At 48.7% G+C, this 20,890-nt stretch carries 21 protein-coding genes and 1 tRNA gene; 14 read left to right on the plus strand and 8 right to left on the minus strand.

The window, feature by feature from the left end:
* Nucleotides 1-319: 319 nt before the first annotated feature.
* Entirely contained in the window at nucleotides 320-1,339 is a 1,020-nt protein-coding gene (locus ACQ4M4_RS24400; RefSeq protein ID WP_430687083.1) for a L,D-transpeptidase, read from the plus strand.
* Here ACQ4M4_RS24400 and ACQ4M4_RS24405 read toward each other — a convergent pair.
* Nucleotides 1,336-2,676, minus strand: coding sequence for a sensor histidine kinase (locus ACQ4M4_RS24405; RefSeq protein ID WP_430687084.1), 1,341 nt, complete (start codon nucleotides 2,674-2,676; stop codon nucleotides 1,336-1,338). The genes ACQ4M4_RS24400 and ACQ4M4_RS24405 overlap by 4 nt on opposite strands.
* Before the next feature lie 309 nt (nucleotides 2,677-2,985).
* On the opposite strand from ACQ4M4_RS24405, the gene ACQ4M4_RS24410 reads away from it, so the two are divergent.
* The gene (locus ACQ4M4_RS24410) at nucleotides 2,986-3,303 is read left to right on the plus strand and encodes an RNA recognition motif domain-containing protein (protein ID WP_430687085.1); all 318 of its coding nucleotides are present in this window, start codon (nucleotides 2,986-2,988) and stop codon (nucleotides 3,301-3,303) included.
* Nucleotides 3,304-3,980: 677 nt separating this feature from the next.
* Here ACQ4M4_RS24410 and ACQ4M4_RS24415 read toward each other — a convergent pair.
* Nucleotides 3,981-4,661 (minus strand): hypothetical protein, encoded by a 681-nt coding sequence (locus ACQ4M4_RS24415; RefSeq protein WP_430687086.1) that lies wholly within the window; start codon nucleotides 4,659-4,661, stop codon nucleotides 3,981-3,983.
* A 344-nt stretch (nucleotides 4,662-5,005) separates the two neighbouring features.
* On the opposite strand from ACQ4M4_RS24415, the gene ACQ4M4_RS24420 reads away from it, so the two are divergent.
* The 9 genes from ACQ4M4_RS24420 (at nucleotide 5,006) to ACQ4M4_RS24460 (ending at nucleotide 12,833) form a co-directional block, all read left to right on the plus strand.
* Nucleotides 5,006-5,078 (plus strand) — tRNA-Thr (locus ACQ4M4_RS24420).
* A gap of 675 nt (nucleotides 5,079-5,753) precedes the next feature.
* Nucleotides 5,754-6,293, plus strand: coding sequence for a hypothetical protein (locus tag ACQ4M4_RS24425; protein WP_430687087.1), 540 nt, complete (start codon nucleotides 5,754-5,756; stop codon nucleotides 6,291-6,293).
* A 57-nt stretch (nucleotides 6,294-6,350) separates the two neighbouring features.
* Nucleotides 6,351-7,133, plus strand: a complete 783-nt coding sequence (locus ACQ4M4_RS24430) for a YoaK family protein (RefSeq protein WP_430687088.1) — start codon at nucleotides 6,351-6,353, stop codon at nucleotides 7,131-7,133.
* A gap of 57 nt (nucleotides 7,134-7,190) precedes the next feature.
* On the plus strand, nucleotides 7,191-7,799 hold the full coding sequence (locus ACQ4M4_RS24435) for a hypothetical protein (RefSeq protein ID WP_430687089.1): 609 nt from the start codon (nucleotides 7,191-7,193) through the stop codon (nucleotides 7,797-7,799).
* Nucleotides 7,800-7,995: 196 nt separating this feature from the next.
* Complete coding sequence (locus tag ACQ4M4_RS24440) at nucleotides 7,996-8,667, plus strand: hypothetical protein (RefSeq protein WP_430687090.1); 672 nt, start codon at nucleotides 7,996-7,998, stop codon at nucleotides 8,665-8,667.
* A gap of 18 nt (nucleotides 8,668-8,685) precedes the next feature.
* Nucleotides 8,686-8,928, plus strand: a complete 243-nt coding sequence (locus ACQ4M4_RS24445; protein ID WP_430687091.1) for a hypothetical protein — start codon at nucleotides 8,686-8,688, stop codon at nucleotides 8,926-8,928.
* Between the two features lie 123 nt (nucleotides 8,929-9,051).
* Nucleotides 9,052-9,750 (plus strand): hypothetical protein, encoded by a 699-nt coding sequence (locus ACQ4M4_RS24450; RefSeq protein WP_430687092.1) that lies wholly within the window; start codon nucleotides 9,052-9,054, stop codon nucleotides 9,748-9,750.
* Nucleotides 9,751-10,111: 361 nt separating this feature from the next.
* Nucleotides 10,112-11,548 (plus strand): uracil-xanthine permease family protein, encoded by a 1,437-nt coding sequence (locus tag ACQ4M4_RS24455; RefSeq protein ID WP_430687093.1) that lies wholly within the window; start codon nucleotides 10,112-10,114, stop codon nucleotides 11,546-11,548.
* Nucleotides 11,549-12,122: 574 nt separating this feature from the next.
* Nucleotides 12,123-12,833, plus strand: a complete 711-nt coding sequence (locus ACQ4M4_RS24460; RefSeq protein WP_430687094.1) for a GntR family transcriptional regulator — start codon at nucleotides 12,123-12,125, stop codon at nucleotides 12,831-12,833.
* A 70-nt stretch (nucleotides 12,834-12,903) separates the two neighbouring features.
* Here ACQ4M4_RS24460 and ACQ4M4_RS24465 read toward each other — a convergent pair whose 3' ends face one another.
* From ACQ4M4_RS24465 to ACQ4M4_RS24485, 5 genes are all read right to left on the minus strand, one after another.
* Nucleotides 12,904-13,125: a DUF2945 domain-containing protein gene (locus ACQ4M4_RS24465; RefSeq protein ID WP_430687095.1), complete on the minus strand. Its 222-nt coding sequence runs from the start codon at nucleotides 13,123-13,125 to the stop codon at nucleotides 12,904-12,906.
* Nucleotides 13,126-13,230: 105 nt separating this feature from the next.
* On the minus strand, nucleotides 13,231-14,367 hold the full coding sequence (locus ACQ4M4_RS24470; protein ID WP_430687096.1) for a Gfo/Idh/MocA family oxidoreductase: 1,137 nt from the start codon (nucleotides 14,365-14,367) through the stop codon (nucleotides 13,231-13,233).
* A 526-nt stretch (nucleotides 14,368-14,893) separates the two neighbouring features.
* Entirely contained in the window at nucleotides 14,894-15,397 is a 504-nt protein-coding gene (gene sixA, locus ACQ4M4_RS24475; RefSeq protein WP_430687097.1) for a phosphohistidine phosphatase SixA, read from the minus strand.
* 202 nt (nucleotides 15,398-15,599) lie between these two features.
* Nucleotides 15,600-16,823, minus strand: coding sequence for a DHH family phosphoesterase (locus ACQ4M4_RS24480; RefSeq protein WP_430687098.1), 1,224 nt, complete (start codon nucleotides 16,821-16,823; stop codon nucleotides 15,600-15,602).
* A 333-nt stretch (nucleotides 16,824-17,156) separates the two neighbouring features.
* Complete coding sequence (locus tag ACQ4M4_RS24485; RefSeq protein WP_430687099.1) at nucleotides 17,157-17,654, minus strand: HNH endonuclease; 498 nt, start codon at nucleotides 17,652-17,654, stop codon at nucleotides 17,157-17,159.
* A 405-nt stretch (nucleotides 17,655-18,059) separates the two neighbouring features.
* Between ACQ4M4_RS24485 and alr the strand changes: the two genes are divergently transcribed.
* Nucleotides 18,060-19,271 carry an alanine racemase gene (gene alr, locus ACQ4M4_RS24490; protein WP_430687100.1) on the plus strand — a complete coding sequence of 404 codons (1,212 nt, stop codon included), beginning with the start codon at nucleotides 18,060-18,062 and terminating at the stop codon, nucleotides 19,269-19,271.
* 325 nt (nucleotides 19,272-19,596) lie between these two features.
* Here alr and ACQ4M4_RS24495 read toward each other — a convergent pair whose 3' ends face one another.
* On the minus strand, nucleotides 19,597-20,151 hold the full coding sequence (locus tag ACQ4M4_RS24495) for a zf-TFIIB domain-containing protein (protein WP_430687101.1): 555 nt from the start codon (nucleotides 20,149-20,151) through the stop codon (nucleotides 19,597-19,599).
* A 127-nt stretch (nucleotides 20,152-20,278) separates the two neighbouring features.
* On the opposite strand from ACQ4M4_RS24495, the gene ACQ4M4_RS24500 reads away from it, so the two are divergent.
* Nucleotides 20,279-20,440: a hypothetical protein gene (locus ACQ4M4_RS24500; protein ID WP_430687102.1), complete on the plus strand. Its 162-nt coding sequence runs from the start codon at nucleotides 20,279-20,281 to the stop codon at nucleotides 20,438-20,440.
* 29 nt (nucleotides 20,441-20,469) lie between these two features.
* Entirely contained in the window at nucleotides 20,470-20,859 is a 390-nt protein-coding gene (gene gloA2, locus ACQ4M4_RS24505; protein WP_430687103.1) for an SMU1112c/YaeR family gloxylase I-like metalloprotein, read from the plus strand.
* Nucleotides 20,860-20,890: the final 31 nt, after the last annotated feature.

A 20,890-nucleotide genomic window follows, 5' to 3' on the forward strand; every position in this document is an offset into this window, starting at 1 on the left:
GAAACGCATCCGCGGCAACGATAGTTGGTGGGTAGCTGCCTGCAAAAATAGCTCGATGCCAGGGCTCTTTTCTAAACAAACAGAGGGAGAGAGGAATGACGGTTCATTGTCATTCCTCTCTCCCTCTGTTTAATTTTTTCTATTGTGTATTAACTATCAAGCTGATTGAGGTGCCGCTTTTTAAGGTGTATTGATCCTTGGTCAAATCGGGAAAGTCTTGTTAAAACTGATTGAGGGTTTTTGATTAGTTTAGAAGGGATTGCTGAGTGTGCAGCTAATGATTGCTAGTTACCTTGTTCGGCTTTATCCATCAGTGTTGATGTGTATTGGATTTTCGCTGGTTGGAATGGCGTTGGCTGAACATGTCTACAGTCAACCGCTGCGCGGAATTCGGGTAAATCGTCCCTGGGTTGACCAAGGGGCTATTCAGATTCCTGGGAGAGACTCTGAGATTGACGCGGTAGAAAGTTCGGGTGGTTCAACTGTTCCAACTTATGAGGTGGAATTGAATATGAGGCGATCGCTCCCGATTTTGCAAACTGAGGCTGATGAAGTTATCGAATCGCCTGATAGTGCAGTTGAGCCCTTAGGAAGTAGCGTACCGTCCTCGGTAGGCAATTCTGAGGAAAGCGTTGGGGCGGTTGATGATGTAGTTGACGCTTCTTATCCATCACCTTTATCCGAAACGCCGTTAATCCCTAGCGCGCCACAAGAACCCACGGCTACACCCTTAATAGAAGAGATTCGTACCGTGCCTGAGGTTGAAACGGCGCAGGGTTCATCTTCTGTAGCTATCGAAGAAGCGCCCTTAGATGCAGCTATTGTTCCGGCTGCTGAAGTGGGATTGAATCCACCAATGCCAACTGTTGAGTTCCCGTATGAACGGCCTGCTTCAGCTCTACCGGGATTAGAAGATTATGTGAGTTATTTGCCTGAAGCCCAGCAATCAGCCCCTACCCATGTTGTGCTGAATTTGCAGCAACGTCGTTTGTTTGTGCATGAGGGCGATGGAGTAATCGCTAGCTATCCGGTTGCTGTGGGTAAGTCTCAAACTCCGACTCCGACTGGAGAATTTGAAATTTTTGAGATGATTGAAAACCCTGTTTGGCAGAGTCCATGGACGGGGGAAGTCCACAGTCCGGGGCCAAATAGTGCTTTGGGGTTAAGGTGGATTGGGTTTGCCAGCCTTTCGAATGGTGTGGTTGGTTTTCATGGTACGCCGACGGTTTCCTCTATTGGTCAGGCGGCTTCTAATGGCTGCGTACGATTAAGAAATGAGGATGTGGTGGCGCTATTTAGTCAGGTTCGTGTGGGAATGCGGGTTGTCGTGACACCTTAGTGGGAGGGTTGACCCGGTAAGGTGACAGTGATGGTTGTGCCTTGATTGGGTTGGCTTTCGATATGGATGTGTCCTTGGTGGTTGTCGGCAATCACTTTGGCGATCGCCAACCCTAGGCCTGAACCAGTGGGTGGGTTTGGCTTTTCGGAATTGGAGGAGTGAGCCCCATTTGGCGAATGGGTGGGGTGCGATCGCGCCGGATCAACTCGATAGAATCGATCGAAGATGTACGGTAATGCCTCAGATGGGATACCAATACCACTGTCCTGAATTTGTACCTGAAGTTGAGGAGGATTGTGGCGTAAGCGCTGAAGCGTAACGAGAATTTTTCCTTGAGACGGAGTGTATTGCACAGCGTTGCTAACGAGATTGGTAAACAAACGAGTTAGCTGATCGCGATCGCCCAACACATGGACTTGCCCGTGATTGCCCTCCGGAGCGACAATTTGAAACTGAACAACTTTATCAGCAGCAATCGCTTGTTGCTCCTCGACAACCTCATGGAGTAGATCTTCTAATATCAAAGGTTCTTGGCGCAGCGTCTTAAGGTTACCGTCTTGACGGGCAAGAAACAGTAAATCATCCACTAACCGACCCAACCGTCGAGTTAGGCGTTCGATGACCTTAAGCTGTTGCTGCTGCTCTTGTATATCTGGCTCAGGGTCGGAAAGGGCAACTTGCACATTGGTTTGAATGACCGCAATTGGATTGCGCAGCTCATGGGATGCATCGGCCGTGAACTGCTTGAGCCGTTGATAGGAATCCCGAATGGGAGCAATGGCTAATCCCGATAGAAGCCAACCAATTAACGCAACTGCCGCCACCATGAGCGTGGTGCCCAAAGCCAAATCGCGAATCAGTTGTCGGGTTGGCTTTGTCACTTCAAACCAAGGATGGCTCACTCGCAAATAACCCAGCAAGCGATGGTTAACTTCCACACGTTGGGTTACTTGACGGAGAAGCTGCTCCCCAACAAGGCGAACGGTTTCTCCGTTGGGATTGGCATGAAGCGGGACGGTCAAAGGTGCTGAAAACGTAGACCACACCAACTCACCTGTGGCATCAAACCACTCCAAATCAATGTGATCATCTTCTACCGAGTCCGCATCATCTCGGAAGCTGGCTTCAACATTAAGTCGGGGATTGGGCTCAGAGTCGCCTGTTTCTAAAATGAGCGATCGCTGCACAACCTCCACCACATGATTCAGCGTGTCATCAATCCGCTCAATCAACGTACTGCGAACATACCAGTACACACCGCTTGCAAATAACAACAGCAGCACCGCCGTTGCAATGGTGTACCACAAGGCCAGTCGTCGTCGCGTCGTTTGAAACATATCCCAGATTTAACGAAGATCCCAATCTTAGGCGAAGTCTTGAGCAACGTGATACAGATGGATCGTGGAACATGCTCATACCTCGGATAGTCAGCGATAAAATAGCAGTCTTTTTACCGCATTTTTTCCGTCGAATAGTGGCCAAAAATTTCTACTCAAGCGTCTATAACCTAAGGCCATCGCCACGTTTGGATTCCGTGTTAGACTGAACGCTGGATACTTCTGCCTGGTTTCATCGGATTGTATTTTTGGCAACCGTACAGTCCCAGCTGAAGATCCTTTCTATGTTCATGTTTTCGGAGTCCATCCATGTCGATTTATGTTGGAAATCTTGCCTACGGAGCGACGGAGGAAGATGTTCAAGCTGTGTTTGCAGAATATGGCACAGTAAAGCGGGTTCAGTTACCAATCGATCGCGAATCTGGCCGGATTCGGGGTTTCGGGTTTGTCGAAATGTCATCTGACGCCGAAGAAGCCGCTGCAATTGAAGCCCTAGATGGTGCAGAATGGATGGGCCGTGACCTTCGAGTGAACAAAGCTCGTCCTCGTGAAGAGAGGCGTTCTTCGGGTGGCTGGAATGGTGGCCGCAGCGAGGCCGGAGCATTTCGCTCAGAGCGTCGCTTCTAGTTGACGGCTAAACGCGGCACTTAGGTAAAGGCCGATCGTCTTTCAACTATAAAAAGTTTCATGCTGTGCAGCTTAACGTTTAAGTTAAGCTGCTTTTTGCATGGGGAGATTGGTATCGACTCAATAACAACATCCCCTATGGGGAAATATTGCAAAAACTATGCTCCTCTTATGGGATCTTTAGAACTATTCGATATCCTAGCCTCAATTGCATACATTACACCTGGCAGTTCTCTTGGCTGTTTTGCGTAAATACCGAGTGAAGCCGTGATGTAAAGATTAACCCCCAAGAAAAAGCAGACAGCAAATAGCCCCCACGCTGTCTGCCCTCCTTGGGTGAAGGTGCAAGCACCTTCACTCTTAAGGATAATCATTAACTGCCTACATGTGCTGTTTTTGCGAATTTAAACTTTGCAAAAATAATAGAAGCCCCAAAATCACACTAGGCGTTAAGATGGCGATCCCTACGACTGTATTGGTCATAGGGATTTTTAATGTTGGGGCACCGTACTTTATTGCGGCCGAAAAGGCAAGTGAGGCTCCCAAAACTTTCGCCAAGAACAACGTCTTATCTAACATAGTGATGCGCTGGTAACTCATCGCGAGCTCTGTGGGTTGGCTTTCGCTAATTTGCGCCAAATTGTCTAAGTGTACGAACCAACAGTCGAGTAGGAAATTTAACCTTCAGACGGAAATACGTAATATCCTCGTTTGCCCTCTACATTTGCCCAGCGGTTTGCCAGCTTTCCTTTTGATAGTTCAACCACAACGAGTCGCTTGGCTGCTTTCAGGTTTTCTTGGCTGATTCGTCTACCATACAAAGCCCGAGTTACATCCTCCGTATTCATCGGTTCTCCTGGCTGACGCTGCAAAATGGTAGTAATTGCGTCTCGCACGGTTTTCCCTTCAAATTCTCGTAGTAATGCATGGCGAGGATTAAAACTCGAGTCTGAAGAAGACGATTCTTTAGACTCGGACTCGTCTCTTGTGCTTTGCTTGCTGCTCGTTAATTTTCGGTTTCGTCGAGCCTTTTGGGATGGCTCCTGAATCGTTTCTACCTCGGGTTGCTCATTCGTCTCAGGATGAATTGTTGCATCAGAAATTTCTTCGGCAACAGCCTGCAATTGAGGCAAACTGTCGTCTTCTAAATGAGCAATTGTTGCTAGTGCGATCGCATCTAAGGGTTGATTTGCATCTCCACCTTGAAGCTGCTTAAACGCTGAAAGGGTAGCAGCAGTTTGCTGCAGGGCCGCAATCAATTGTTGTTGTCGTACTTCTAAATGTTCAACAACAGTCTGCAAAGACTCTACAAATGCCGTAGCCTGCTTCTCTCCTAGAATGTCTTGATAATCAATCACAATACCCTCGACTTCAAGCTAAAACTTAAACGTAAATGATGCTTTTATCGTACTTCAGATGCTAATCATCCATCACAGTTATTCTTGAGGTGGACAAAGGTTCTAGACAGTCAGTGAATATTACAGACTGGTTTTCTGATCTCAATGCTTTGGAAAAATCTTTGAAACGATGTTGGGGATGTGATGCTAGCAAGCTTATGAGAGGAACTGATGGTGGCTATGCGATCGCAAGGGGAAGCATAGCCACTATCAAGTTGTTCTTATAGCTTGTCCAAATTCGATAATTAGCACTTAATTTGAACGGCTATCGAATAGGATTCACAAAATGCTACTATTGGAAGAATGCTGGTGTAGCTCAGTTGGTAGAGCAGCTGATTTGTAATCAGCCGGTCGCAAGTTCGAGTCTTGTCACCAGCTTATGTACGTTCGCAGATTAATATGCAGCTAATAGCTCTCGAAGTGGTGCTTCGAGAGCTATTAGCGTTAAGCGTATTGTTCATTGCAAGAACGGAGATTCTAGAAATTAGCGAGAGGTTAGAAATTTAACATCATTTTTGGGATCATCTGGGTGTCGGAGCAAGTGCATCAATAAGGATGCCTTGTATAGCGGGGATAGGTTGCCAACTGATAAGCAGTCCAAAGGGAGTGTTCTGGAGAGCCCCTTTGGAGATGTTTAACGTGTGGTTGGTAAGCTAAAGAAAAAATTTGGACACCTCAATACCAACAATACCGAACATCACGTCCCAATCTTCCCAATATCCAAGAATTGCTGGGCCAGTTATAGGTGAAGTTGAGAATATTGAATGACTCTGCGTCCCTGTTTCCACATCGGTAATAAAAAACGAAACAGCATACCGAGTCTTGATATAACTTTACGATCCCTATGTACCCAGAACCCTTGAAAACAGAGGTGTTTAAGAATGTATGATTGTATACGGTATACCAAAAACCTCTTTGTTTTGTATCTTGAAAGACGGAAGTTTGACGAGTGCTTGAGCTTAGATGGCTGGGATATTGGTTATTTGTCCAGCGGTGCTTCAAGTATTTGCTGTCGTTGTTTTTGTGTCTGTTTTGAGTGAGATATAGATATCCATGCTGAAATCTTCATCCAAATTGCTTCATGTTCTGGTTTCGTCTGCGTTGTTTTTAGGTGTGGTGTTTGGGTTTTCGGCTCCTGTTCAGGCTGCCCAACTCTCAGGAAACGCGGGGTCGTCTTCTAGCCTCATCTCTTTTTTGCCAGTTCAGCCCGCGATCGCGCTACTTGCAGAAACGGTTGAAGCCCCCGAGGCTGTAGTTGACGCAATCGATGAAGACGCTGCCACTGCTGAAAAAGTCGCAGCGAAGGAAGCCAAAGAGGCTGCAAAGCTAGAGGCCAAACGCATCAAAGAAGAACAAGAGGCTGAAGAAAAGGCTGCTAAAGAAAAGGCGAAAGCTGAGAAAAAAGCCGCAAAGCTAGAAGCCAAACGCATCAAAGAAGAGCAAGAAGCAATTAAGGAAGCTGAAAAAGAAGAAGCGAAGCGATTGGCAAAAGCGGCTAAGGAAGAGGAAAAAGCAGCCAAAAAAGCGGCCAAGCTAGCTGAGCAGGAGCTTAAGACCATGGAAACTGAGGCTGTTGTGGATTCGGATTCCTAACTGAAGCTAGGGTGCAATTTTGGATACGTTGGCAACGTTTGGATGAGAGAGGAAGCGATGACAACTGTTCCGCAACAGAAGACAGCGTTCAGCTTGAGCGCGTTTCTCATTAGTGACGGACCTGCTGGCTTTTTACTCAGCTGGGTCGCAGGCTTTGTAGATACCTCAGCGTTTATTATTCTGTTCGGTATCTTTACAGCGCATGTGACGGGAAACATTGCTTTGGCAGGAGCATCTTTTGTCAGCAGTGACGAGGGAACAACGATTACTCGGCTGTTAATGTTGCCGACGTTTATGCTGACTGTTGCACTAACTTCTCTATTAGCCCGATATGCACGGCGCAGGAAATGGTCTGTTTTTGCGGTGCTACTAACGGCTGAGGCTGTGGCTTTGAGTGTGTTTTTATTGATTGGTACCAGTTTGTCTCCGGCACTATTGCTTGATGTTCAGGAAGAATACATCTTGCCGGTGGGTATGTCGGGTGTGGTGGCAATGGCAATTCAAAATGCTCTGATGAAGGAATCCCATGGAGTGTTCAAAAGCTATATCCCAACTACAGTGATGACCGGTAACACGACCCAGCTTACGATTGATCTGGTCAAAATTTTGAGCGGCAAGTTCTCATCCCATGAGGATGACAAGTTGGAAGCAACAGAAGCTTTGGAGCGGATCAGTCGATTTCTTCCTGTGATTCTTGGGTTTGCATTTGGTGGGTTAGCTGCTGCGATTTTTGTGTTGGTTTCAGAATCGTGGTGGAGCTTGGTGTTTCCGCTAGTGATCATTATTGGACTAGCGATCGCTGCTTATATGCAACATATGCGTCAATCTTCCATGGCTTAACCGCTCTGCCATTGATTCTTTTTTAGGTCTCCTAGTTGTTTCACCAAAGTGTCATCTATGTATAAAATCCGTGCTGTGAAATGTCTGCTGGTATCCATTTTTGCGTGGATAACTGTGTTCGGCTTTGTCGTGACTGATGTTGCCTCGGCGCTACCTGAGCAGTTGCAAAGCACGACATCGTTGTACCTGGCTGAGGTGCCATCCCCGTCTGGAAAAGATTGGATGATGCAGCTAGAAACCGAAATTCTGCCTCAAATTGAGCAAATTTTTAATCCTGAACAGAGAGAACAGTTTCAAGCCAATATGGCAGATGGTATGAGCTTCCGTAAGGCGTTCAAGTCTCTAACCCTTACCCCAGAGCAGAAGACCCAAATTAAGACCGTGCTGCAATCCGTCACGAAAAAGGATGCTTTGGCCTCGTTAACTCCTGAACAGAAGAAGCAGCTTTTTATCAAGAAAAAAGAGATGTTTATGCCAACAGCGGAGGAAGTTACCGAAAAAATTGAAGCCAGTCTTAAAGATAAGGGTGTGGAGTTGCCTGCTGGAGTCAAAGAAAAAATTGGAACCGGTCTCAAAATGAAAGATAGTTTTATGCCAACTTCAAAGGCAATTACTGAAAAGATTGAGGCTGGGATGAACGCTCTAAAAAATACAATGGAAGAGTAGGCTGTTTGTGATTGAAAGTGTTTTGCCAGTTTGTCTGCAGAGACAACTGAAGTAGCGGGAATATGTTTAAATTCCGTTCAGATTTGCTCGCCTAATATCAGCTTGATGAGTTTTAGACGGAATTTAGACATGCCTCGCGCTTCAGACTCCAGCCATTGTTCACGTAGCTGTTAGGAGATACCTAGCAATTTGTGCGATGTTAGATCCGACAGCCGAAAAAGCCTTTTACAGTAGTTTGGTCATTGAGCACATTGTGCCTAAGGGCAAGGGGTTTGTGTTTCGTCGATGGCATCAATCATTGCTGCAATCGGCTCGACACCAAGTTGGGTTTGTGCGATCGGATCGTTGCCCACCCCTGCCATGTAAGGATGATGTGGAGAAATGGTACTCGATCTTTCATTTTGATACCCCCGAGCATTTGAACTGCTGGATCGAGTCGGATGAGCGTAAGCAGCTCTTTGAAGAAGGGCAAGAAATTTTTAGAGCTTACCGCTTTAAATCGTTTACGACAGGTTTGGAAGGCTGGTTTTCTCAGGCGGCTGGCTCTGAGCAAAGTAGTTTAGGACCTCCTGTTTGGAAGCAAATTTTATCAGTAGTTTTGGGGCTATATCCGGTTGTCATTTTGCAAACCCGGTTGTTTGATGCTTTGGGCATCATGTCTTCTTGGCCATTTGCCAGCTCAATGTTGGTGAATAACTTGATTACGTCCACAATTTTAAGCTTAGCAATTATGCCTCTTGTTGCTCGGCTCATGGGGTTTTGGCTCCGGCCTGCCTATCGGTTACCTTCTTGGAAAATAGATCTGTACGGGTTTGGCATGATTGCTATGTTGCTAGGAACCATGGTTCTTGTTTTTCATCAATTTTGAGGCATCTTAAGACGATTTATGGATTCATTTGTCTCTTTGTTGGATACACAGCTTGTTTTGCTGGTGGGAGCGATCGCCGTATTTTTCCTTTCTTTACGTCTGCTATTTCAAGTGCTTCAGGCTGGCCTTGGCTCTATGGCAGCGATTCTTGCGATTGTGTTGGTGTTGTATTACGTGTTTGGAATTTCGCCAGAAGCTCTGTGGTTTGAGATTAGTCACCTTCCACAGGATCTAGCGCAATGGGCGCAGTCGTTGGCATAGAGCATTGGCATAGAGCATTGGCATAGAGTGTTGGCGGAGAGAGGTGAGATGTTAAAGCCATTGCTTGGCTGGACAAAGCCTTGGTTACTCCTTGGGGTGATGATATGGAGTGTATGGCTGAGCATGGTTGCACCTGCGCAGGCTGGCGACATGGCTAAAGCTCTGGCCTTTCAACAACCTCACACAAGCCTCGAAGTATTTGCATTTTATGAAACATCCTACGCCGCTCAAAAAAGTCTTCTCAAGTCTCTGAAGATTCCGAGCAAGATGATGAAAAAAGCGGCTGGGTTTCAGGGAAGTTCTACACTGCAAAGCCAAGATGGCAAACAAGTGATAACGCTAGCTCAATGGCAAGATGTTGCTAGCTATCACGCTTATACGCCAATGACTTTAGTCAACGGTGCTGATGCGGTGCTATCGGAGCCCGCTCGTACCATTGTGTTTGAAACGGCGATCGCTCAAACTTCCATTCCCAATGCAACGCCCGCGCTACGCGGCAAAGAAGCAGTGGTTCAACTGGTGCAATTTACGCCGAATACGCCTGACGTGCAGCCGCAGGTGTTGGCTCAGGTAGAAGAACTGATTCCCACGCTGTTAAATCAACAGCCCATTCCTCAATCCGTTTTGTTGTTAACCAGTACCGAAGACAATGCGATCGCCCTCATCGTGAACTGGAACTGTAGTGCCGGGTTTGCAGATGTGGGTGAACCTACAGCGATCGCAATTTCTCCCAGCTTGGCAGCATTAGCGAATCACACACAACAGCTTTATAACGTGGTGAATATCATTCCGGCTGAGCCTAAAAAAGACCAAAAACAATGAATCAGCACTGAAAAGCCTTGTTTGAACGGCACGATGGCGAAGGGAAACACGCCTAACCCTTGTGGGCATTGCAACGCCATCAATCGACGGCTGGATAGGCGATCGCGATTACTACAAGATGCCGTTAAGTCTATCCGCTGCAAACTGATGAAAATTTGCGACTGTCATTCTGCTAGCGCGAATAGATGTAACTCCATACACAAAACAATCCCCTGTGTCGGTATACCGTATACACAGTGTTTTGCTTCAATATTCACAGCCTAGACAAACGAGCAAATTTCATTTGGTTTGCTGGGTAGAAGCTGAGGCCAAGCATCACATCGGTAAATGGTGGCACTTCATTTAATAACAATAGGCGTCTATGACCGAGTTAAACCAAAACCTAACCGTGGATGACAGCTCAGATATTGTAGAGCTACCCAAAACAAGCGAACTCATCTACGGCTTGAATGATCGACCTCCTTTAGCAGAGGCTATTTTTGTTGCATTTCAGCATGTTTTAGCCGCATTTGTCGGCATTATTACGCCACCTTTGATCATTTGTACTGGCCTGGGTTTGGATGCAACCAACACTAGCTATGTGATTAGCATGTCGCTGTTTGCATCGGGTCTATGTACCTTTATTCAATGCAAAAAAATTGGACCTGTTGGCTCTGGTTTGCTAAGCCTACAGGGAACAAGCTTTGCATTCTTAGGCCCAATTTTGGGAGTTGGAACGTTTGCTGTTCAAAATGGGCGATCGCCCGAACAGGCTCTAGCTCTTATTTTTGGCGTTTGCTTCTTTGGGGCTGCCGTTGAAATTATCCTGAGCCGATTTCTCCATCTCATGAGCAAAATCATTACCCCGGTGGTTTCGGGGACGGTGGTTATGATTATTGGTTTGGGTTTAATTCGCACCGGAGTCGTGAGTTTGGCGGGGGGTGTTGCTGCTCAGCAAAACGGTACATTTGGCAGTGTGCAAAACTTGGCTTTGGGCGGCGGTGTTTTGCTGATTGTGGTGTTACTAACCACGTCAAATAACCGATTTTTACGAATGGGCGCGATCGCCATTGGTCTGATCATCGGTTACATCATTGCAGCCTTCATGGGAATGGTTAACTTATCAGTATTAGGCCAGTTGCCCATCGTTAGCGCACCTATCCCATTCAGATATGGCCTAAGCTTCGACTTTGCAGCATTTTTGCCGTTCATCTTACTGTATGTGCTGACCGCCATCGAAACGGTTGGAGACCTAACGGCAACCTCTGCCGTTTCGGGAGAACCGGTTTCTGGCTCTGTTTACATTCGTCGTATTAAAGGAGGCGTGTTGGGTGACGGCATCAACTCTGCGATCGCTGCTTTGCTCAACTCTTTTCCTAACACCACCTTTAGCCAAAACAATGGTGTCATTCAAATGACTGGCGTTGGAAGCCGTTATGTTGGCTTCTTTGTTGCAGGCATCTTTGCATTGCTGGGGTTGTTGCCCATTGTCGGAGGGTTGTTTCAATCCATTCCCCAACCCGTCTTGGGGGGCGCAACCACGGTCATGTTCGGTTCAATCGCTGTTGCAGGATTAAATATTGTCGCATCCGAAAAGCTAGATCGTCGCTCCATGATTATTGTGGCGGTTTCGCTAGCTATGGGGTTAGGCGTTCTCTATGCTCCAGACATATTCAATGACAAACCTGCAATTATTAAAAATCTTTTTGGCTCAAGCATTTCAACCGGAGGCTTAACCGCTATTTTGTTGAGCTGGCTACTGCCCAAGAGTGCTGTTGTTGAAGAAGCCCAGGTTCTTGAAGCAGACCCCTCCACTTAAGCAATCGAACTTATAGGACGCTTGAAGGAAGTTTGGTAAGAAGACAGCTGAGTAAAAGTGGTGTGGTGTTTGGTGCCATGCCACTTTTTGTTTTTAGTATCTAGTAGCAATTGGACAGCAAGCAGCTTTGTGGAACCTGTCTCTGGGCCGTTAGAGGACATCTGAAAAGTGCCTAAAGCTTTGTGTATTGCCCTCACCCCTGGTGTTCCCCCGCCCAAAATTGGTCGAGGGGAAAGGGTCTGTAGCTCTCCTTATCCCAATTTTGGGAGAAGGGTCTGAGGGACGGGAGCTATTTTTTGACTTCTCAGATATCCGCTTAGGGAGTTTTAGTCCATCAAAATTATCGATCAGCAGATGCCGAATGAACGTTAAGTCTCTCACATTGATAAAAGGCGTTCAAAACGGATAAAACCAGGGGACAATAGTCTTCTACTTGGTAAGCTATCTTTCGTAACGTGGCTTCCTTGAAGCTAGTTGATTTTGTTATCAAACGCAAATTCTAGGTTGTCATGCAACCTGTGGTGTTTGGTTCGTGTCAACTCAGTTAACGGCTTGAACAATAAGGAGTAAATGCTTGTCCAGGTTCCCAAAATCACTTCAGCGCACCCAACCGTTGAAGGAGCAGGCTTATCAAACATTGCGCAAGATGATTTTGACGGGTGAGCTAGTACCTGGACAGCGCTTAGTAGAGGCACAATTGGCGAGGGATTTGGCGGTGAGCCGAACGCCGATTCGAGAAGCATTGGGTCAATTGCACCGAGAGGCGTTGGTCATGTCTGATGCTGACCAAGGGCTCCAGGTCGCTAGATTTTCGGCGGATGATGCTGCCCATCTGTATGAATGCCGCATCGCGCTAGAGCTTGTTTCGGTTACAGAGGCTTGTGAACATGCCACATCGGGGCAAATGCGCAAGCTGCAACAATTTGTGCAAAAGGCAGAAAAACTGGTGGATGCCAATGCGTCTCGCTTATTAAACTTTCAACTGCTGGAATTGGACTACCAATTTCATCGGTTGATTGCTGAGATGTCGGGCAATTCCTGGCTGCAAGAAATTCTTGACCAAATTTTTGACAAGATGATGCTGTTAAGAATTCAGACAATTGAGCAAAATCAAGGGGTGCTTGATGTTGGAGTAGAGCATCTTGCAATTTATGACGCGATCGCCCAGCGAAATACAAAAGCCGCAAAACAGGCAACAACTCAGCACCTAAAAGCCGCCAAAACGCGGGTGATTCACGAGTTATCGATTTTGGCAGCAAAGCCCAATTCTGCCGATCAGTTTTGAAATGAGACATGATTGGGGCTACACCCAAAAAACGGGGGCATGAATACCACATCCCCCAATGATCTAGGCTTTATGAGCCTTTCTCCAACTTTTTGAGAGCCTCTGCCTTGTGGATAGCTTCTTTGCCACTTTTTTCGCTTTCTACCAAGTACTCAGGCTCGTCTTTAGAAGCCTCGAAATGGTGATTTTTGAAGTCGGTGGGTTTGGTAATGATTTCCTTGACAACCCCACGCGATGTGCCCCCAGAGGACTTCCATTCAACGCGATCGCCCTTCTTAAATGGCTGAGTCATAAACTTACTCCAAATTAGTGATTTCCTTTAACGTGAGTTTTGGAAAAGTCCATTTTTGTGTACACAACGCGCACGCAAAAATGGACACTTCAGCTTATCTATAACTCACGTTCCCTTAGGAGAGGTGGCATTGACTAGATCTGGCTGCTCAGCATTGGGAGGACGCTGTACAGTTTGTTCTGTAGAGGGGTGTTGTTGCTCATCCAACCCTGGAATTTTGATGGGTTTACCTTGTTCGATGGACTCATATAAAGCGCGAATGATGCGAACATCAGTCAATCCTTCCATGCCAGATGGTTCTGGATCTTTGTTTTGAAGGATGCAATCTGAGAAGTAAGAAAACTCAGCTGCAAGTTGGCCACTGGGCGAAAAGGTTTTTTCCTGAGTTTCGCCTTCAATTGTCAAAAAGTGCTTTAGTTCTCCCTGCCACGGGTAGGCAGGCTCGACACGCAAATCGCCCTTGGTTCCAACAACCTGGTACGTAGACACACTCGCTGCACCAAAGCTGACTGTAAACGTTGCCAACCGCTCATTCGGAAAGCGCAAAATTGCCGTTGCCATTTCCTCTACTTCGGCAAAGCGCTGTTCTCCCTTATTGGCAGCAATGGCAAAAACCTCGTAGGGTTCATCTTGGAAAAGGTAGCGAGCTGCGTTGAGGCAATAAATGCCAATGTCGTCGATGGTGCCACCTCCGGTGACATCGCGCAGGCGAATGTTGCCCTCATCCTTGACCTGTTGGGTAAACACAGAATTGAAGATGCGAGGTTCACCAATTTTTCCAGATTGCACGACTTCAATGGCCGCCAGATTGGCTGGTTCCAAATGAAGGCGGTATGCAATCATCAGCTTCACACTATTGTTATTGCAGGCGTAGATCATGTCTTCGCATTCATCTTCGGTCATGGCCATTGGCTTTTCGCACAGAACATGAATGGCTTGATTGGCGGCGCGCATTGTGTACTCGCAGTGCAAATGGTTTGGCAGCGCGATGTATATGGCATCGATATGGCCACTTGCTAAGCACTCGTCGTACTCATCGTAGGAGTAGGTGTGCTGCACATTGTATTTTTTGCTTAGCTCTTGCAGCTTGGTGGCGTCGTCGGAAATGAGGGCTACTAATTCTGAATTTTCAGACTGAGCAAAGGCGGGTAGTGCTGCTTCTTGGGCAAACCAACCTAGGCCAATGACGGCATAGCGAATTTTACGATCGCCCTGGTTTGAAACCGATTGAGATGAGTTCATCAAACGTCTCCCGCAAGTGTGGTGAGGGTTAAATACGGACCCGAGCCCAGCTGGATATCAGCAAACATGCATTGATGCGATCGCGACAGGGATCTTCCCGATGCAATTAGCCTAAAAACCTGGATCACTTTTTTCCTCTTACTTCTGAGGCATATCTCTCAATCCGCTTCTAAACCATGGGTTAGAGACGACGGTTGTGTTGAAACTCTAAGCAATTGTGAATGTTTAAACGGCTTGGATATGACTGGCGATCGCTATAACCATCAAAACGCCATCTCAAAAAATTCACAGGACTTACGCAATTGAATGATGTTTAGAGCGCGAATCGCCCCAAACATTATTCAACCCCCTGGTTTTTCGTATTAGAGTGCGTAAATCCTGGTTCATTGTCGGTTGAGCAATCTCCTGAGCCATCTCGACAATCGACCTGCTGCCTAGATCTTTGGGCGTTTCTGCTGCGCAACAATCTAGGCTTCCAAAAAGCCATTTATCTCTGTGAAACCCAGCCATCCATGGGTGGTGATGGCTACTGCAACAAAAAGCGGGGTGGCGTTAGCCAAAACAGCTCGCTTTGGCCTAGGGGAGTGCCATGGCTTGGAAGCGAAAGACCAATGACACCTGCTTTTTTAAGCACAAGACAATGGTGAATACTGCCCCAGGCGAGCTGCTCTGCCCACTCACTTAGGCCGGGTTCATGCCCCACAATGGCAATGCGATCGCCCTTGGCTGAGTTTCGCCATGTATCTAGCCAGCCCAGCCATTCTTGCAAACTGCCTCCGGGTGCCAGAGTTGCCGATTCGTCTAGGTGCTTGCTCAATCCCGCTTGCTGCAGAATCTCTGCCGTTTGTCGAGCACGCACTAAGGGGCTGGTAAGCAGAACGTCAAACTTGAGTCCCAGCTCTAGTAAGCGCTGAGCGACTTGCTGAGTTTTGCGCACGCCTTCTTCTGTGAGGGGGCGTTCGTTGTCGTTGGCATAACTGCCATGCTCACCAGCCAATCCATGACGAATGATGTATAGCTCTAAAGACATTGGAGAGAAGGAAGAATGACTGCTGGAGGAGATGATGGGGTGATCGCTTGTGAGACCACGGGATGGATTGAGGATCGAACAGAGTCCCAAAACGGGTGAGAGTTTGGGTGAGGTGTCTGGCGCTCGAATTCGAGAACCATCGAAATTCGATTTGCGGCTTGAGAGGCTTGATCCGGTTGCTACTCCCACATAAAAAGGAACATCAGTGGGTTTGAATGATCCCGTTCTCAGGGTTCACCAAACGCAGCAGCTTTTGTTTGATCTGGGTATCAAAGACTTCCCACTTCAGGCGGGTATATTCGCTGCTTTCATTAAAGCCAGACAAAAAGCCCATTGGGATTTCGAACCCGCCTGCCATAGAGCGACCGCCACCAAAGAAACGGCCATGGCCATCTTGTCCAAAGGCTTCTTTAATGAACTCGTCGGGATCGAGGGTGAGCTTGCTCGTGCGTAGCGAGCCAACGACGATCTCCAGATCCTCGTCTTCGTCGTGCACGATGCCATATACCACAGCGGTATGCACGTTCTCTTCGGTAACCAGAAAATCGGCAGCCTGGGGAATGGCATCGCGGTCGTCGTAGCGCAGGTAGCCAACCCCTGCAATGCAAAAGTTGTTCTGCAGAATGCGGTTGCGGAGCGATCGCTCAATCACATCCATCACCCGCTTCGAGCGCGACGAGTGCAGCACCGAATTGAGCAACTGGCTATCGTAATACCGACTCAGGTAGGCCGCCGCCAAAAAGTCTTCTTCCTGTGCTTGCATCAGCCGATTTGTATCACAGCGTAAGCCATGCATCAAGGCTGTTGCGCATTTAATGTGTTCGCCGTTGCTGTTATCCAATCGCAGGAGACCCGCTTGCAGGTACTGCGTCATGATAGTGGCTGTGGCGCGAGTGTTGGACCGAATATCGGTGAATTCAGCGTGCATGTCGCCCTGTGGGCTGTGGTGATCAATGACGGCAATGATCGGCAGTTTCAGCTCTTCCACAAGGGGCAAGAGCTGGGTGGTTGTGCCCTGGTTATCGACGAATACACAGCCGCTGTAATTGGATAGGTCTTTGTCGCGGGCGATCTGTAGTGACCAGCGCTGAATAGGCAAGCCCGTTAGTTTAACCAGGGCAATGTTTTCCTGATGGCTCAGGGTGCCGGCATACACAATATCGCAGCGAATGCTGTACTGCTCGGCAATCAGCTTATATACCCAAGCACAGGACAACGCATCGGGATCGGGAAAATCTTGCAGCAAGACGAGATGGCGATCGCCCCGATGCCGTTCGAGCAGACGATTGAGTTCGTCTGCTTTTTGTTCGGTAAGGCGACGACCGCTTGGAGTGGTCAACGTCCAGTCTGAGCGAATGCGAAGCAGTTCCACATCATCAATATCTGTGCTGTTGGAACTAGAGCTTGCTAGGGCAGAATCCGTCATCACGTTAGAACCGTTGTGAGACTTCAAAGAGGAATTAGATGGCATATCTCAGTAGTGACTGAGCAACCTTGAGCGCTGTCGTATAAACGACTACTCAAATTATTCTCAGAATTGTGGGTATACCCTTTGATCTTCGCAGAAAAAAACGCAGGCCGCACCCTATCGAAGGTTCTAATTTCCGTACATAAATTCACAGTTTGCTGACATTCGACTCATCTGGATAGGCCATATGGCCTATTGATTGTGGTTGCGATCGCTCAACTGGGCTTTTTTCGGTTGCTAAGTATCAAATCCCACGTAGAAAAACCCCCAAACCATTTGCAGGTTCAGGGGTTAAATACCAATGACATATTTTTGCCACTCTTTGTGCAAGCCACTCTTGACATGTTTGGTGACTTCAAAGTAAAGGCCGCTATGGGGTTTGTGGGGCGGTCGATTCAAGTGCATGTTTGCCTCTTTGGGCGTGCGGTTTCCTTTTTTTACATTGCAGCGCACACAGGCCGTGACGATGTTTTCCCAACTATCGCCACCTCCGCGCGATCGCGGCAGTACATGATCTAGTGTTAATTCGTCGCCTGTGTAGCCACAGTATTGACAGGTGTGGCTATCGCGATGCAGTAAGTTGCGTCGGGTTAGCGGGATCTCTTTGTAGGGCACCCGAACATAATGCCTCAGTCGAATCACCGTTGGCAGGGGCAGCTTGTTGTAGACCAGTTTGCCATTATGTTCTACCTGTTCTGCTTTTCCTTTTATTAGCAGAACGACTGCCCGTCGCCAGCTCGTGATGTTGAGAGGTTCATAGGAAGCGTTCAACACCAGAACTTTGCCCATTGATGGCTAGTTAATTTAAGAAGGTTGACGTGATATTAACATAGTTGGCCCAGAAGCGGTGGGCGTACCCTCAGAGGATTTACGGAGAAACCAAAATTTGGGCGTTGTTTTGCAATTTTTATGTTTTGCAATTTTTAAGGTTCCCGCTTACGGTTATTTAAGTTTTGAGTGTGTAGAGTGAAGGGCAATTGATAGGCTGGGGCTTGAGTAGCAAAGCCAGGAATGACATGAATGATTGAGTGATCTCGACAAACATTGGACTTACGCATTGGTGTTGTGGGTAGGGTGCGAAGCACCCTACCCACAACACCAACACACCAGATTTAGTGGGCTTGCGTAAGTCCTGAAACAATCAAACCAGCGGTTGGTGTGTAGTATTTGGTGTGATGCAAGGAGTGGAGTTCGATGCTGAGTTGGGAACATACGCCCAGTTTAATTCCGATGATGCGAGAACGGGCTTGGGTTGAGATTGACCTGGCAGCGGTGGCTCACAATGTGCAGCAGTTGCGGCGATCGCTTGCGGCAGGAACTGATCTTATGGCCGTAGTCAAAGCGGATGCCTATGGCCACGGAGCCGTCACCGTAGCCCGCACTGCCTTGCAGCATGGGGCCACCTGGCTAGGCGTAGCCACCATTCCCGAAGGGATTGAATTGCGCGAGGCCAACATTGACGCACCCATCTTGCTGCTGGGAGCTGCCAATACTCCCGAGCAAGTGCGGGCGATCGCCCATTGGGATTTGCAGCCAACCTTATGCAACCCCAAGCAAGCGCTCGTGTTTGCCGAAACCATGAGTCATATGGGGCGATCGCTCCCCGTCCATCTCAAGCTCGATACCGGCATGTCGCGCTTAGGCATGCCATGGCAAGAAGCTGCCGCTTTTGCCCAACTCGTACAGGGTTTGCCCAATCTGCAAATTGCCAGCGTTTACTCACACTTAGCCACCGCCGACGAGCCAGACCAAACGGTGATGCAGCTCCAACACCACCGTTTTGAAGCGGCGATCGCCCAACTGTGCAGCGCAGGCATTGCCCCACCTCGGCTGCACTTGGCCAACTCCGCCGCCACCCTGGTTGACCCTGCTTTGCACTACAACATGGTGCGCACCGGACTCGCCACCTATGGACTCCATCCCGCACCCCACCTGAGCGATCGCCTCAACCTACAGGCCGTGATGCAAGTGCGCGCTCGCATCACCCAAGTCAAATCACTCCAGTCCGGAACTGGCGTGAGCTATGGCTACAAATTCATTGCCCCCAAAGATATGCAAATCGCCGTTGTTGGCATTGGCTACGCCGACGGAGTGCCGCGTCTCCTCTCCAACCGCATGACCGTCCTCATTCGTGGCCAGCGTATTCCCCAAATTGGCTCCATCACCATGGATCAGCTCATGCTCGATGTTTCCACCATCCCCAACCTGCAAGAAGGTGAAGTTGTCACCTTGCTGGGCCAAGACAGGGGCGATCGCATCACCGCCGACGACTGGGCCAACCTCCTCGGCACCATCTCCTGGGAAATTCTCTGCGGCTTCAAGCATCGGCTTCCCCGGCTCACCATCAACCAATCGCAGGAGGTGGCGCACGGCGTGGGGAAAGAGGGGAGTGGGGGAAGGAGTTAGGAGATGGGGCTAGGGGCTAGAGGTTAGGAGGAAAGGGAGGGAGTAGGGAGTGGGAAGTCGGTAGTCGGGGTGACTGCCAGCGGTTCGAATGGGTCGGGCCGGAACCCCAATCCGCGCCCCTTTGCCACCTCGCTCAAGCCCTAACCCGGTGAGCGGATTGGCATTGAGATGTTCGCCCCTTGCGGATGGGTTCCTAAGGGGACGTGCTTCGTCCCCTTAGAAGCGGGGGCTTGGGGGAAGTCCCCCGAGCCATGCTTTGGCCAACCGAACCCCAACCCATTAGCATGGCCCAAAACCATCACCCTCGAAGGCTTCCCTCACCGTCCTACTGCTCAAACCGCCGCATCAAATACGCCACGCCAAAATCCCCATTAGGATGCTTCGCCAACTGATCTGCCAGATCAAATACCCGCTGTGCCAAGTCATCGCCCAACTTTTCTACCGTAGCGCGACGCTCGCGATCCAAATACTCGCGTTCGCGCGATCGCAACTGCCAATCGCTGGTAAACAGTTGCTCCACCGCCACATGCAAACCTAAATGCTCCAGGACAGGCCACTCACCGCGATCGCACCACACCCCACCGCACTTTACACAGCGCTCCACATAAAATGGATGCTTCAGCCCAATGCGTGCTCGGGCCAAGTAGCCCCCACAGTCGGGACAGAGGCCACCTTTCGCATCCAACGGTGAAGGTTCATAGCCCAAATCCAAATCCGCAGGAACCGGCTCAATCGATCGATCGGATAGGCTTGCCTGCCAACTTTCGTAATCATCTGCCGAAACCCACGTCCCCTCGCAAACCGGGCATTGATGCGCCGCTAAATTGCCAGACAGGATGATGCTCGATAGCGATTCACCTTTGTCTTTTGGACACTGCACAAGTCATTCTCCATTTGAACCCTTTCATTAAACCACTGGACGGCAAGATTGCTAACCCTTGGCCAGGATTCATACTCATCGCGACTCTGCTACGATCGCCCCCTAGCCGCGCAAGCCTGCAAAATCGATGCCTATCGTACAGATCGATGGATTTTGGATGACGGGTTTTGAACTTGGCGTGCGAATCATTCGACTGGATAAACCCCAGCCCTGCTGCGATCGCAAACGGTTTGACAATGGGTGCGGTACGGTTGAGCCAGGGGCGATCGCCCCGACCGTTGCACCCTAGACTGTCACTCCATCTTTGAACCCCAAACCGTGCAGATCTCAAACGTTCACCATATCGCCATTATTAGCTCCAACTACGAAGCCTCCAAACGGTTTTATACCGAGGTTTTGGGCTTTTCCATCATTCGCGAAAACTATCGAGCCGCCCGCGATTCCTACAAGCTCGACCTTACAGTGGACGAGCATACGCAAATCGAACTGTTCTCATTTCCTGAGCCGCCTCCCCGGCCCCAATATCCCGAAGCCTGTGGCTTGCGACACCTTGCCTTTGCCGTACCCGATCTGGATGAGGCGATCGCCCATTTGCACACCTACGGCATTGAAACCGAGCCCATTCGGGTCGATGAGTTTACCAATCGACGGTTCACCTTTTTCCGCGATCCTGATCAGTTGCCGCTAGAGCTGTACGAACTGGCCTGATGCGATTCTTGCTAACGATGGCTGCCCACTG

The organism is Leptolyngbya sp. AN02str (genome assembly GCF_050565595.1).
GTDB lineage: Bacteria > Cyanobacteriota > Cyanobacteriia > Elainellales > Elainellaceae > Kaiparowitsia.

Coding starts and splice junctions, on each gene's coding strand:
- ACQ4M4_RS24400 (WP_430687083.1), top strand. CDS start 320: ATGTGTATTGGATTTTCGCTGGTTGGAATGGCGTTGGCTGAACATGTC.
- ACQ4M4_RS24405 (WP_430687084.1), bottom strand. CDS start 2,676: ATGTTTCAAACGACGCGACGACGACTGGCCTTGTGGTACACCATTGCA.
- ACQ4M4_RS24410 (WP_430687085.1), top strand. CDS start 2,986: ATGTCGATTTATGTTGGAAATCTTGCCTACGGAGCGACGGAGGAAGAT.
- ACQ4M4_RS24425 (WP_430687087.1), top strand. CDS start 5,754: ATGCTGAAATCTTCATCCAAATTGCTTCATGTTCTGGTTTCGTCTGCG.
- ACQ4M4_RS24430 (WP_430687088.1), top strand. CDS start 6,351: ATGACAACTGTTCCGCAACAGAAGACAGCGTTCAGCTTGAGCGCGTTT.
- ACQ4M4_RS24435 (WP_430687089.1), top strand. CDS start 7,191: ATGTATAAAATCCGTGCTGTGAAATGTCTGCTGGTATCCATTTTTGCG.
- ACQ4M4_RS24440 (WP_430687090.1), top strand. CDS start 7,996: ATGTTAGATCCGACAGCCGAAAAAGCCTTTTACAGTAGTTTGGTCATT.
- ACQ4M4_RS24445 (WP_430687091.1), top strand. CDS start 8,686: ATGGATTCATTTGTCTCTTTGTTGGATACACAGCTTGTTTTGCTGGTG.
- ACQ4M4_RS24450 (WP_430687092.1), top strand. CDS start 9,052: ATGGTTGCACCTGCGCAGGCTGGCGACATGGCTAAAGCTCTGGCCTTT.
- ACQ4M4_RS24455 (WP_430687093.1), top strand. CDS start 10,112: ATGACCGAGTTAAACCAAAACCTAACCGTGGATGACAGCTCAGATATT.
- ACQ4M4_RS24465 (WP_430687095.1), bottom strand. CDS start 13,125: ATGACTCAGCCATTTAAGAAGGGCGATCGCGTTGAATGGAAGTCCTCT.
- ACQ4M4_RS24470 (WP_430687096.1), bottom strand. CDS start 14,367: ATGAACTCATCTCAATCGGTTTCAAACCAGGGCGATCGTAAAATTCGC.
- sixA (WP_430687097.1), bottom strand. CDS start 15,397: ATGTCTTTAGAGCTATACATCATTCGTCATGGATTGGCTGGTGAGCAT.
- ACQ4M4_RS24480 (WP_430687098.1), bottom strand. CDS start 16,823: ATGACGGATTCTGCCCTAGCAAGCTCTAGTTCCAACAGCACAGATATT.
- ACQ4M4_RS24485 (WP_430687099.1), bottom strand. CDS start 17,654: ATGGGCAAAGTTCTGGTGTTGAACGCTTCCTATGAACCTCTCAACATC.
- alr (WP_430687100.1), top strand. CDS start 18,060: ATGCTGAGTTGGGAACATACGCCCAGTTTAATTCCGATGATGCGAGAA.
- ACQ4M4_RS24500 (WP_430687102.1), top strand. CDS start 20,279: ATGCCTATCGTACAGATCGATGGATTTTGGATGACGGGTTTTGAACTT.